We start from the raw sequence: 13,906 nt of genomic DNA on the forward strand, positions 1-13,906 counted from the left end.
AATCTCTTACTAAAAAGTAAGCAAGAGAAATTTACACAAAATATCTTACACTACCGGAGTTTAAAAAATAAAATCACAGATGAATTTTTGTGATTTTTCTTTATTTTCGTTATTTTTGCTTTGGTTCTAAAAAGTATTCATCTAGTTGTTCTTGTGTAACTTCTGAAGGTGAATCAATCATTAAGTTTATACCTTTTGAATTTACAGGGAAAGGAATAACGTCTCTAATGGATTCTGATTTTGTTAAAATCATAATTAGTCTGTCTAAACCAAAAGCAATTCCTCCATGAGGTGGAACACCGTATTCTAAAGCATTTAAAAAGAATCCAAATTGACTTTCTGCTTGTTCCTTAGACATTGAAATGGTTTCAAACATTTTTCTTTGAATTTCACTATCGTGAATTCTAATAGAACCTCCTGCAACTTCAAAACCATTTAAGACTAAATCATATGCTTTAGCTTTTGCTGATTTTAGATCACTTTGGAAAGTGTCAATTGATTGTTCTTGAAACATTGTAAAAGGATGGTGAGCAGCTGCATATCTTTTGTTTTCTTCATCGTATTCAAACATTGGTCAATTTACTATTCAAGCAAATTTATAAAGACTTTCATCAGCAAGTTTAAATAAATTATTTAATTCTACTCTTAAAGCTCCAAGTGATTGACAAACTTTTTCATATTCATCATTAACTATAAATAATGTTCCATCACTAAATTTTTGCTCTTGTATAAAATTGTTTATTTTTGAAAAATCAGCAATTTTAAAAGAAGTAGATGTTATTTGACCTTTTTCTAAAATTAAATAAAGTAATCTATTTCCTTTATTTTTACGAACTATTTCATCTAAATGTTTGAAATCTTTTTTTGAAATTGTTTCTTTTTCTAAAAAAAGAGTTTTTGTTGTAGAGTTACTAAATAAAAATTCATTTTCGTTATTTAAAATGTTTGCATTAATTAATTTATTTTGGTATCTTAAATCAGGTTTATCGCTACCATAATTATCGATTGCATAATCATAATCAATTCTTTGGAAAGGAATTTCTAAAGGAATATTTAATTTTGAAAACAGGTATTTCATCATTTTTTCTACAAGATTTTGAATATCTTTTTCATCTATAAAAGACATTTCAAGATCAAGTTGAAAGAATTCAAATTGTCTATCTTTTCTTAAATCTTCATCTCTAAAAACTTTTGCAAATTGGAAGTATCTTTCAAATCCAGAAACCATTAAAATTTGTTTAAATAATTGTGGTGATTGTGGTAAAGCAAAGAATTTTCCTTTAGTTCTTGTTGGTACTAAAAAATCTCTTGCTCCTTCTGGTGTTGATTTAGATAAAATTGGGGTTTCGATATCGATAAAATCATTTTCATCTAAGAAATCTCTTAAATATTTAAAAACTTTATTTTTAAAAATAATGGTGTCTTTTAAAATATTTCTTCTTAAGTCTAAAAATCTATATTTTAATCTTAGTTCTTCAGATACATTAATTTTATCATTAATTTCAAAAGGCAATTCTTTTGATTTAGAAAGAATAATTAATTCATCAGCAATAACTTCAATTTGTCCGGTAGCTAAATTATCATTATATTCTTTTCTTTCAAAAACTTTTCCTGTAACTTGGATTACATACTCTTTAGCAATAAACAAGTTTTTTTCTTCATTATTAAAGATAATTTGTGTAATTCCTCAACGATCTCTTAAATCAATAAAAGTGAAATTTTTAAATTTTCTTATGTTATGAACTCAACCATATAAAGTAACTGTTTGTCCTACATTTTTTATATTTAATTCGTTATTATTAATTAATTTCATTGTGTATTTCCTTTATAAAAGCTTTTATATCAACTATTTGCAAAATCTTTTTTTCATTTGTACTAAGGTTTTTTAATGTTAGTTCTGTATTTTTTTGATTCTTTTCTTTAAATAAAATATATTTTGCTTTAATGTTTTCTGCTTTTGCAAAAATTTTAGCTATTTTTTGAATTTCTTTATTGGATTCTACCTTAAAGTTGTGTTTTCTTAATTCTAGAATTAGTTTATTATTTATATTAAATTCATCTTCATTAAAACTTGCTACATAAATATCAATTCCAGAATTATAATTAAAATCATTATTAAAGTCTAAAATTTCAATAATTCTTTCAACTCCAATTCCAAGTCCAATTGCAGACATTTGTGGACCATTTAGTTCTCAAAAAAGATTATTATATCTTCCACCACCAATTAATGTACTTTTAGAACCAAGAGCTTTTGAACTTGACTCAAACTCAAAAACAAAATCATCATAATAATCAAGTCCACGAACTAAAAATTCATCTACTTCAAAATCAATATTTTGTTTTTGCATCAACTCCTGCAATTTATTAAATTCATTTTTTGATTTTTCATTAATAAAGTCTAAAATTTTTGGTGCTTGTTTGATAAATGTTTTAGTCTGTTCTATTTTATCATCTAAAATTCTTAAAGGATTTTTTTCTAATCTAATAATTGATTCTTTTTCTAATTCATCTTGATGAGTAATCAAATATTTTTTTAATTCAACTAAATATTTTTCCCTGTCTTCTCTTGAACCTAAACAGTTAATTTTTAACTTTACTTCTTTAATTTTTAAAAGTTCTAAAAATCTTGTAGCAAAACTTATAATTTCAAAATCATATAGATAATTGCTTTGGCTAATATATTCAATTCCAGCTTGATAAAATTGTCTAAAACGTCCTTTTTGTGGGCGTTCATAACGAAACATAGGTCCAAAATAAGCAAACTTATTATTATTTATATATAACTTATTTTCCAAAATAGCCCTTACTGTTGAAGCGGTTCCTTCCGGTCTAAGAGCTAACTCTCTATCGGATTTATCTTTAAATAAATACATTTCTTTATTTACTATATCCGATGTTTCTCCAGATGTTCTAATAAATAAATTTGAATATTCAAAAATTGGAGTTTCTATATATTTAAAATTTCAATTTTTTATAATATTAAAAAAAGTTTCTTGTATTTTTTGTAACAAGAACACTTCTTTATCGTATATATCTTTTGTGCCTTTTGGTTTTATATACATTTTTTTCCTTTTTTATGCTTCAAAATCATTAATACCAACAAAAGTTTGTTCTTTTATTTTTTGAGTATTTCAGTATTTATTTGCAATTCTTTTTGCTTTTCTTTTGTTTCTTCAAGTCTCAACTAATAATCAAATATGACTTGCGATAAATAATGATGAATATGTTCCAAACACAACACCAGTTACCAATGCAATGTTAAAGTATAAATCAGTTGAATCTTTAAAAATAATTAAAATTAATACAGTTAAAATTGTTGTTAAAGAAGTAAAGATTGAACGTTTTATAGTTTCTTTAATAGTTTTATTAACTATAAATCTTAATCTATTATAGTCGTTAACTTCTTTATATGGTAATTCTTTAAAGATTTCTTTAATTCTATCAAAAACAACTATAGTATCGTTAATAGAGTAACCAATTATTGAAAGTATAGCAGCTATAAAAATTGGTGAGATTTGTAATCTGAAAATGATAAAGATTAAGAAAACTATTATAACATTATGAATTAGCGAAATAATTGCAGCTATTGCAAATGTTCATCTTAATCTTAAAATTATATAGAAGATAACAGCAAATAGTGCAACTAATACAGAAATAATAGCATTATTTACTAAACTTCTTGCTTCTTCTGAAGAAATACTATATGTAATAATATTTATATTTTGAAACTTAGTATTTAATTCTGAACTAATTTCATTAAGAATATTAGTTATATTTTGATTAGTTCTAACTATAACATTATAAATATCTGCTTGTTGATCTACTTTTTGAATAATAATTTGATGATTATCGTTTATTATTCCTTTATTTTCAAGAAAGTCTTTGATTTCATTTGCTTTATTTAAAGTTAGAAAATCAAAATCTTTATCTTTAGTTTCAACTAAAATATTTGTTCCACCACTAAACTCTAAAGAAAGGTTAAATCCTTTTATAAAATCCTTATTTATTACTGCAAATGTGGTAAATACAATAAAAGCAGCTATAAAAATAATAACTGGAATGTAGTGAGTAAATTTAACATAATTTAGGTATTCTGGTCTTTCTATTTTTGCAACATAACCTCTTGCATATAAAGGAATGTATTTTTTTCTAACCCCTAATAAAAATTTATTTTTATCAAATACACCCGTTTTTACAAGCATTGTTGTAATTCATTTTGTAAAGAACAGCATAATTAACAATGTAAATAACACAGAAAATAGTAAAGTTACTGCAAAACCTTTAATATCTTTGGTCCCAAAAAAGAAGAGAATTACAGCAACAATTAATGTCGTTATATTCGAATCCAGAATTGTAGAAAAAGAAAATTTATTTGCTTTACTATTTGCTTTAATGCTGCTAGAACCCATATAAATTTCTTTTTTAATCGATTCAAACGATATTATATTCGCATCGACAGACATACCAATTCCTATTATTAAAGCAGCAATAGTAGAAGGTGAATATTCCCCTCTTACTGTTGTGAATAATAATAAAGTTAGAAATATATATAAACTTAAAGAAATTGTAGATAAGAAACCAAGAAGTCCATAATTAACTATCATAAATAAAGCAATTATAGAAATTGAAATTATTCCTGCAATTAAAGCTCCATTAAATGCATTCTCTCCTAAATCTCTAGGTACAAATGATGAAGATAAAAGTTTTAATGAATAATTATCGGTTCCATAATTTATATTTAAAGCTAACTGTTTTGCTTCACTTGATGTGAAATTTCCTTGAATAACAAAAGATTCACCAGATAAAGCACTATTGACTTGAGCAGATGAAATTAAATATTTTTTAGCATCAAATTGTGCTTCTTTTAAAATTGGTTGAAATACAGTTGGTTGATGTGTTTCAGGATTTGTTACAGTTTTTGGTTGTGTTTCTTCATTAACATGAACAAATTTATATGGATTAAATCCAGAATGAACTCATTCATCTCTAAAGTTAGTATTAGCAAGATGAATTAAATCTTTTAAGTTTAATCAAACTAAAATTAAATTTTGTCCTGCTGGTCTTTTAGAAATATAGTCAGTAGCTTTTGTTCATTCTAACTCACCAGATTTATCAGCTAAATTAATTAATACTTGATTTCTATTATTGCTATCAATTTGTTCTTTTGCTCCACCTGATTTAAATGGTGCAACATAATCTCTTTCGTTTCATTTATCTACGTTTTCAAAATCTAAAGTTTGTCCTGTAGTAAATTTTCCATTATAAAATAAAGGTTTATTATTTATGTCTGTGATTATAATTTGTTGTTTTGCAATAACTTCATTTGTAAAATCAACAATTTCTTCATTAGTGGTTATTCCACTTCGAGAAATTCTTATTCTACCTTCGCCCTCAATTGCAACTTGTGTACCATTTAAACCGACTCCACCGGTTAAACGATTAAATATTGCTTGGTCTGCCCTTTTTATTGTTTCATTATCGATTGGTTTATTTTTATCTTCTGAAGTAACTTGAACAAGAACTTCAGCACCACCACCGTATTCAATAGATTTATTAATATTTTTTGAAATATAATATTTGCTTCCTAATGTAATTGAAACTATGACTGTTGAAAAAGTGAAAAAAGCAATAAATCACCTTTTTCAATTTTTAGCACTAAATATATTTCTAAAAAACTTTTTCATAATAATATTTTATATTATAAGGTATTTTTAGTTATTTTTAACTAATATAGTTATATTTTTTTAAATATTCTTCTCCTTCAATCGTAATTCTTCTCCCTCTACTAGTTTTTTCAATTAAATTTAATTCTAATAAATTGGGTTCTATATTTAACAATATGTTATCTTTATTATCTTTTAAAATTCCTGAAATTACATCCAAAGATACACTTTTTCTTTTGAAAATATTACCTAAAAGTTTTAAATAATCAACATGTAAATGAGTTAAACCATTATGATGAATTCCAATATTTTTAAGAGTTTCATCAATTAAATTTTTATCAATTTTAGATTTTTGAGAAAAAATATAAAAATCTCTGATTCTTTTTAAAATATTGTTTAAAATTCTTGGTGTACTATTAGCAAATTTAGTGATATATCTTATATCATTATCTGAAATTTCTATATTTAATTTTGATGAAGAATTTTTTGCAATGATTTTCATTTCTTCTGGAGAATATTTTTGTAATTTTGCAATGAAACCAAAACGATCTTTTAATGGTTGACTTAATCTTTCAAATTTAGTTGTAGCACCTATTAAAGTAAACTCAGGTAATTTCATTCTCATTATTTTATTTTCTCCATCTACTCCAATTTGAATATCAATTACATATTCTTCCATTGCTGTATAAAGTAATTCTTCCATATTTTTATTCATAGAATGAATTTCATCAATAAAAATTAAATCCCCTTTTTTAACAGAACCAAAAATTGAAAGAATATCTGATTTTTTCTCTATTAAAGAACCTTGTATAAACTTAATTTGACCATCTAATTCCGTTGAAATAATTTTTGCTAAAGTTGTTTTTCCAAGACCTGGTGGTCCAAAAAACAATAAATGATCAAGAGTTTTTTTACGCTTTTTTGATGAACCTATTAAAACTTTAATTGTATTAACTAGCTCTGTTTGACCAATAAATTCATCGAAATTTTTTGGTCTAATTTCTAAATTCTCTTGCATTAGAAATTAATTTAATAGCTTCTTCAACTAAGAATTCAAAATTTTCACTTGGTTCTAAAGATGAAATCGCATAATCAATTTGTCTTTTTTGGAAACCAAGGACTTTAAGTGTATCTTCTAATTCACTCATTACCTTAAAATCAAGTTTTGAATTAGACTCATTTTCAAATTCATGAGATTCATTTTCTGTGCTGTTTTCATCTACTTTTTCTTCTTTGGATTTTAAATTACTTAATATTTTTCTATATTTATTTTGAAAATCAAAAACAATTTGTCTTGCTATTTTTTGTGATATATAAGTATATTTTGAAAGTCTTTCTCAATCACCTTCTGCAATTAAATTAATTCCTTTTTCTCATCCTTCAGAAATAAAGGATAATGCTGTTTTAGGACCAACACCTGATATTGTTAATAAATCTTCAAATAAAATTCTTTCTCTAAAATTTTCAAATCCATATGTTGTTTTTTGATAATCATTTTCTCAATTGTAAATATAAACTTTTCTATTTTCTCCTTTTTCAAATTTATCGCTATTGACAACATATATAAGATGTCCTGTTGATGAACTTTCTAATATAATGTAATTTTTGTTTTTTGAAACTATTTTTCCTATTTTATAAATTTCCATTTTTTTCCTCCATCTAAAAGTTTCTTTTTTTTATAAAAAACAAATAAAAAAGAAAAAAATTAGGAAAATAAGCTCGTTTTTCCTAAAATTTTAAATATTGAAGTATTATTAAAGTCCCTATTTATAAATTAATATAAAAAAATAAATAAAAATTAATTTAAAAACATAGATTTAGAAAATTAATTAAATTTTCAATTGATTTAAACTAAAATAAGTTATGTTATGTATAATTTAATTAAAAGAAAAAGTATAATAAATCAACTATTTCTGAATTTTAAAACAATATTAAAATTTAAATATAATAAATAAAGTGTTGGATATAATAAATTCATTGAATGATATTTGAAAACAACAAACGCATAAATAGGGAGATATATGGAAAATAGTAAAATTGAATATAAAATTGATATTCCAGATAAAGCAAATAAACTAAAAGCAGAAATAGTTTCTTTTTTAAACAGCAAGGGTGGAGAAATACATCTAGGAGTTAGAGATGATGGTAGTATTGATAAAGAATTGATAGAAAATAAAAAACAAGAATGAGAACAATTGCTATCTAATTGAGTGTCAAATGCTTTTAGTCCAAATGTTATAAACTTAATTGATATTCTTCCTAATGAAATACCTTTTAAAATTAAAATAACTGAAGGTAAGGAGAAACCTTATTTTTATAAAGAAGGAGAAGGATTTAATTCTAAAGGGATTTTTATTCGAGTTGGTAGTACAAAAAGAGTTGCAAGTTTTAATGAAATTGAAAGAATGATTAGAAATCATCCATCAAATGATTTTGAATCAAATAGTATTGATAGAAATGATTTGACTTTTACATATATTGAAAATAGATTTAAAGAAAAAAATATAAAATTTGATATATATGCTTTATCGTTAAAAGGCAAAAATGATAAATATAATAATGCTGCTTTGTTGTTAAGTGATCAAAATCCAACAATAAGTAAATTCGCAGTGTTTCAAGATAAGGGAGTTATTGAATTTTTAGATAAAAAAGAATTTACTGGGTCAATTTTAAAACAGCTAGATGAGATATTGTATTTTTCTAGTTTATCCAATAGAAAAAGAGTTACCATTTCAGGTAAACCAGATAGAGAAGAGTATTTAGACATTCCTAAGAGAGCATTGAGAGAAGCTATTGTAAATTGTTATTGCCATAGAGACTATACACTAAGCGGTGATGTAAAAATTGAATTTTATATAGATAGAGTTCAAATTTTTTCACCAGGTAGTTTACCTGATGGTTTAACTCTTGAAAATATAAAAATGGGAATGGCTGCAAAAAGAAATAAAATCATTGTAAATGCATTAGATAAAATTGATATGATAGAAAACTATGCAACAGGAGTAAGAAGAATATTTGAAGATTATTCTGATTTTAAAAAACAACCTAAATACTATATTTCTGATAACGGCGTGATTGTTACATTATTCAATAGAAATTATAAAATAGAAGATGAAGCCCAAAATGAAGCCCAAAATGAAGCCCAAAATGAAGCCCAAAATGAAGCCCAAAATTTAAAACAAAATACTAAAAAACGAATAGAGAAAATTTTAGAGTTAATGAAAGTAAATAATAATATAACAAGAAGTAATCTTAAAAATATATTAGGAGTGTCTAAAACAACAATTGAACGTGATATTGCTAAATTAAAAGAAGAAAATAAAATAGAATATATAGGAAGTTCAAAAAAGGGTTATTGAAAAATAAAAAATAATTAAATGAGAATTAATAAAAATCAAAACACAATAAAATGTAATTAAATCAGATAAATAAAAACCGTTTTGCCCCATAAAACAGGCATAAACAGTTTTTTAATACATTAAACTGAGAAAGCTTAACCAAATGTTTTTTCAATTTATGACTTTATATTAATAATCCTAAATAAAAAAAGATAACTTACTTAGAGTTATCTTTTTCTTTGATTTTAGCAAGTATTTCTTCTATTCTTTGTGCATTGTCTAATACTTCATCTAAAAAGAAATGTAATTGTGGCACTGTTCTAGAATTTACTATTTTGGATAATTGAGTTCTAATAAATCCTTTTGCATTATTTATTGCTTCTAAACCTTTTTGAGGTGATTTTATAAAACTTAAATAAATTTTTAAATGTGAACCATCGTTAGAAAGTTTTACATCATTTACAGTTGCTCCAATTATATTAGCATTTGTTATTTCTTCACTTATAATTTTAGAAACTAGTAAAAAATAGTGGGATTCTTTTTTTCTTAATGTAATTGAGTTCATATTATTCTTCAATTAAAACATCTTCAAATGCTTGAATAGTATCATCAACTTGAATTTCGTTATATTTATAAATATGACAACCAAATTCCATACCCATTGCTACTTCTTTAGCATCATTTGGACCTTTTCTTAAAGAGTCCAATTTTCCTGTATAAATAACTTTATTTTTTCTAATAACTTTAACTTTACAGTTATTTTTAAATTTACCACTAATCATAGTACATCCAGCAATAATCCCAACTTTTGAATAACTAAAAAGTTTAAGAACTAATGCTTCACCTATATTAACTTCTTCATATTTTGGTTCTTTATAACCTTTTAATAAAGTCTCTACTTCTTCGGTGATTTTATAAATTACAGAATATTCTTTTATCTCTATTTTTTGCTGAGTTGCAAACTGTTTTATAGAGCTTGGGACATTTGTATTAAATACATAAATAATTGCATTTGATGCTTCTGCAAGTAAAATATCTGCTTTTGTAACATCTCCAACAGAAGCATGTACTACATTAACAAAAGCTTCATCGTTTTTTAATCTCTCTAAAGATGATTTTATAGCTTCTGAAGTTCCGTGCACATCGCTTTTGATAATTAAATTAATAACTTTTTTACCTTCTTCAAAAATTACGGAATTTCTTTCTTTTAGTTGTGTTTGTTTATCTACAAAAGCTTTTTCTTCAGCTAAATTTTTAGCAAATTTTTCTTCTGGAAAACCAAAGAATTTATCTCCTGCTAAAGGCACATAATTTAAACCAGTAACAACTACAGGAGTACCTGGAGTTGCTTTTTCAAGAATTTGTCCATGGGAATCATGCATTGTTCTAATTTTTCCGTATTTAGAACCTGCAACAATAAAATCTCTTGGATAAAGAGTTCCATTTTGAACAATTAATGTTGCAGTAACTCCTTTACCTTTATCTAATTTTGATTCAACTACTGTACCGATAGGATATCTATTTCTATTTGCTTTTAAATTAAGAACTTCCGCTTGTAAATTAATTGCTTCAAATAAGTCGTTTAGTCCTTGACCGGTTTTACCAGAGCCATAAACAAACATATTGTCTCCTCCTCATTCTTCAGGAAGAATATTGTGGGTAGAAAGTTCTGATTTTACTCTTTCAATATCAATTGAAGGTTTGTCAATTTTGTTAACAAAAACTATTATAGGAACTTTTGCATTTCTTGCATGATCAATTGCCTCAATGGTTTGAGGCATAACTCCATCATCAGCAGCAACTACTAAAATAACAATATCTGTTATTTTTGCACCTCTTGCACGCATTTCTGTAAATGCTTCGTGACCTGGAGTGTCTAAAAAGGTTATTTTTTTGTTTTGGTATTCAACTTGATAAGCACCAGTGTGTTGAGTAATACCACCAGCTTCACCACTTGCAACATTACTTTTTCTTATAGTATCTAATAATGTTGTTTTACCATGATCAACATGTCCCATTATAGTAATTATTGGTACTCTATTTTCAAGTTCACTTTCATGATCACTTATTTCAACTTCATCCATAAAGTTGGAAGCATTTATTTCTACTTCTTTTTGAAAATCAAAACCATATTCAATACACAATTCAGCTATTTCATCTTCAGAAAGTGTATGATTTAAAGTATACATTTTTCCTTTTTTAAAAAGGTTTGTAATGATTTCATTAGCAGGTTTATTAATTTTTTTTGTAAATTCTGCAATTGTCATTGCTCCTGTAAAAATAAAAATACCATCTTTTAATTCAGTTTTTACACTAACTAACTGGGATTTAATTTCTTCTGTATTAGATTTTCTAATGTGTTTCTTTGCCATAAATTAGTTCTATTTCCTTTCTTAATTGATCGTAATTTTCTTTTGTTATATTCATTTTAAAAGACTTATTAAGAAGTTTTTTCTCAAAAGCTTTTAAAATGCTCTCTTTGACATTTTCTATATAAGCTCCACGCCCTTGTAGATTTTTGTTTTTGTCTATAATTACTGTATTTTCCTTTGTTTTAGTAAAACGCATTAATTTTGTTATAGGGATGATATTGTTTGAAAAAATGCATTTTCTTGAATAGTCATTATTCATTTTCTTCATCATCTCAATCAGCATCATTTATATCAAAATCAAAATCATTTAAACCAGCAAATTCAGCTAAATCATTATCCATTTTGTAATTCTTAATTTCTTCACTAATTTGTTTTAAATCTTCTTTTGTATAAAGTTCTTCTGTTTTTGGTTTGTTGTTATCAATATTATCTTGAAAATCAGAAAATGCATTGTCAAAAATGCTATCACCATCAAATTTATTTACATTTGCTTTTCTATTATTTTTAACTACAGAATCTTTTTCAACTTTAGTTGATGATTTTGAAGTTGAATCATTTTTTTCTACTTTTTGTTCGCTATTTGCTGTTTCTTCAGAAATATTTAAACCAAAATCTTCGTTATATTTTTGAATATCTTTATCAAATTCATCAAGTAAATAATTAGGATTAATTTTAGATTTACTATTTCTTGTTTTATTAGTAGTATAAGGTGCTTTTTTGATTTTAGCATTTGCTGAAGTTCTATTTTTAAATTCGTTTTCGATTGTTTCTAATTCACTTTCAGAACTAATATTTCCATTTCAGTTTAATTTAAAACCATCATTTAAAGCTTTTGAATAAGAATAAATATCAATTCTTGATCTTGTTAATTCAGAAGCTAAAGTAACATTAATTCCTTTTTTACCAATAGCAAGCGAATGTTGTGAATCAGGAACAACAACAACAATTTTATTAAGTTTTTTAGATTTAAATGGTAAAACAGAAACTATTCTTGTTGGTGCTAAAGCATTTACTATAAATTGGTTTAAATCTTCTGAATATTCAATAATATCCACTTTTTCTTCTCCGAGTTCATTTACTATTAATTCAATTCTGCTTCCGGATTTTCCAACTAATGCTCCAACATTATTAATCACTGTTCCAGATGTAGATTTAATAGCAACTTTTGATCTTTCACCTGCGTGTCTTGCGATTCTAAAGATTTCTATTTCTCCTGCTGCAATTTCAGGAATTTCTTTTTCAATTAAGTCTTTTAAGATGTTATTTGATGAGTTAGAAATAATTATTTGTGTATCTTTTACTTCTTCAAGCACATCTTCAATATAAACATCTTCGCTTAAACCAAGCTCATTCTTCTTTTTAGAATTTGTAGCTAAGTGTTTAGGCATAAATGCATGAACTTGATCGTCTTCAATTTCATATAAGTATCCTGCTCTTAATTTAGAAATTAATTTTGCTTTTACTACTTTTCCTTTTAAAGTTGAATATTTTTGATAAACAGCTTCTCTTACAAGTTCGGCAATTTTTTGTTTAAATTGTTGCTGAACTGGTGAAAATATATTTTTTGGCAAAGTTTCAAAATCAATATCAATAGAAACTTTTTCATCTTCTTGAACTTTGTGTGCAAATAATTGTTTTGCTTGTGAAATGGAAATTTCACAAGTTTTTAAACCTTCATCTGCTGCAATATCTTCATTATAAGTTTCGTCAGAAACTACTAAAGCTGTTTTGTTTACTAATCTAATATTTTCATTTTCATAATCAACAATTAGTTCTATTTCAGCGTCAGGATCTAAGTTTTTAGTAATTGTTTTTATAAAAGAATCTTCAAGAATTTTCATAATTGTTTGTATATCTATTTTTCTAAATTCTGAAATTTCTTTTAATTGATTAAAAAATATTTTGTTCTTTGAAATATTTTTAGAATTTACAGATTTTCTTGCCATTTTTCTCCTAAATATTTATATATAAATTAATTTTTTCTATTTTTTCTTTATTTATTTCTTCTTTTTTCATTCTGCCTTTTAAATTAATTTCTAGTAATAAAGTATTTTCATTGTTTTGGATTAATTTTCCTATAATAAAATCTTTTTTATTAAATCAAATTTGAATTTTTTTATTGGTAAATTCTTCTATATTTTCTATATTTATATCAATGTCAGTACCTTTGGAAAATACATCTAAATAATATTCTTCTTTTATAAAATCTTCTTTATCTAAAAAGTCAGATATTTTTCTTGAAATTTTTTCAACATCATTCAAATCAGTAAAATTTGTTTTTATTCTTAAAAAATTAAGACTTCCTTCTTTTTCAAAATAAGCTTCTAAAATTGAACTAAAATTCTCTTTTAATTTTTCTAAAATATCCATTTTTCTCCTTAAAAATATATGAAAAGGTTGCTAACAGCAACCATTTTTTATTACTATTAATATAATTATAAACCAATAATATTTTTTTTATAAATAAATTATGAAAATTTATTAAAACAGAAATAAAATGTCACCCCCCATTCCCAATATAAAATGTCACTTT

11 protein-coding genes are annotated in these 13,906 nt (G+C 24.7%); 1 reads left to right on the plus strand and 10 read right to left on the minus strand.

The genetic code is table 4. The annotated features are described in order from the left end of the window. Positions 1–109: 109 nt before the first annotated feature. From aspS to ruvA, 5 genes are read right to left on the minus strand one after another with little or no spacing between them, the layout of a single operon-like run. Positions 110–1,813: an aspartate--tRNA ligase gene (aspS, locus tag ACXX86_RS03670; protein ID WP_458559315.1), complete on the minus strand. Its 1,704-nt coding sequence runs from the start codon at positions 1,811–1,813 to the stop codon at positions 110–112. After that, positions 1,800–3,062, minus strand: a complete 1,263-nt coding sequence (hisS, locus tag ACXX86_RS03675; RefSeq protein ID WP_458559314.1) for a histidine--tRNA ligase — start codon at positions 3,060–3,062, stop codon at positions 1,800–1,802. The genes aspS and hisS overlap by 14 nt, the downstream gene beginning before the upstream one ends. Positions 3,063–3,074: 12 nt before the next feature. Beyond that, complete coding sequence (secDF, locus tag ACXX86_RS03680; protein WP_436358539.1) at positions 3,075–5,684, minus strand: protein translocase subunit SecDF; 2,610 nt, start codon at positions 5,682–5,684, stop codon at positions 3,075–3,077. Positions 5,685–5,721: 37 nt separating this feature from the next. Further along, positions 5,722–6,681 carry a Holliday junction branch migration DNA helicase RuvB gene (gene ruvB / locus ACXX86_RS03685; protein WP_458557246.1) on the minus strand — a complete coding sequence of 320 codons (960 nt, stop codon included), beginning with the start codon at positions 6,679–6,681 and terminating at the stop codon, positions 5,722–5,724. Then, positions 6,659–7,309 carry a Holliday junction branch migration protein RuvA gene (ruvA, locus tag ACXX86_RS03690; RefSeq protein ID WP_436358541.1) on the minus strand — a complete coding sequence of 217 codons (651 nt, stop codon included), beginning with the start codon at positions 7,307–7,309 and terminating at the stop codon, positions 6,659–6,661. Before ruvA ends, ruvB begins: the two co-directional genes overlap by 23 nt. 375 nt (positions 7,310–7,684) lie before the next feature. On the opposite strand from ruvA, the gene ACXX86_RS03695 reads away from it, so the two are divergent. Continuing rightward, complete coding sequence (locus tag ACXX86_RS03695) at positions 7,685–9,040, plus strand: ATP-binding protein (protein WP_436358542.1); 1,356 nt, start codon at positions 7,685–7,687, stop codon at positions 9,038–9,040. A gap of 178 nt (positions 9,041–9,218) precedes the next feature. Here ACXX86_RS03695 and rbfA read toward each other — a convergent pair whose 3' ends face one another. From rbfA to ACXX86_RS03720, 5 genes are read right to left on the minus strand one after another with little or no spacing between them, the layout of a single operon-like run. After that, positions 9,219–9,566: a 30S ribosome-binding factor RbfA gene (gene rbfA, locus ACXX86_RS03700; RefSeq protein ID WP_436358544.1), complete on the minus strand. Its 348-nt coding sequence runs from the start codon at positions 9,564–9,566 to the stop codon at positions 9,219–9,221. Position 9,567: 1 nt separating this feature from the next. Continuing rightward, a complete protein-coding gene (gene infB, locus ACXX86_RS03705; protein WP_436358546.1) occupies positions 9,568–11,373 on the minus strand; it encodes a translation initiation factor IF-2 in 1,806 nt (601 codons plus the stop codon). Further along, positions 11,354–11,644, minus strand: a complete 291-nt coding sequence (locus tag ACXX86_RS03710; protein ID WP_458561154.1) for a YlxR family protein — start codon at positions 11,642–11,644, stop codon at positions 11,354–11,356. Before ACXX86_RS03710 ends, infB begins: the two co-directional genes overlap by 20 nt. Next, positions 11,625–13,319, minus strand: coding sequence for a transcription termination factor NusA (nusA, locus tag ACXX86_RS03715; protein ID WP_436358549.1), 1,695 nt, complete (start codon positions 13,317–13,319; stop codon positions 11,625–11,627). The genes ACXX86_RS03710 and nusA overlap by 20 nt, the downstream gene beginning before the upstream one ends. 7 nt (positions 13,320–13,326) lie before the next feature. Next, positions 13,327–13,743 (minus strand): hypothetical protein, encoded by a 417-nt coding sequence (locus tag ACXX86_RS03720; RefSeq protein WP_458559308.1) that lies wholly within the window; start codon positions 13,741–13,743, stop codon positions 13,327–13,329. Between the last annotated feature and the right edge of the window lie 163 nt (positions 13,744–13,906).

The sequence above is a fragment of the Mycoplasma sp. CB776 genome, from assembly GCF_054343395.1.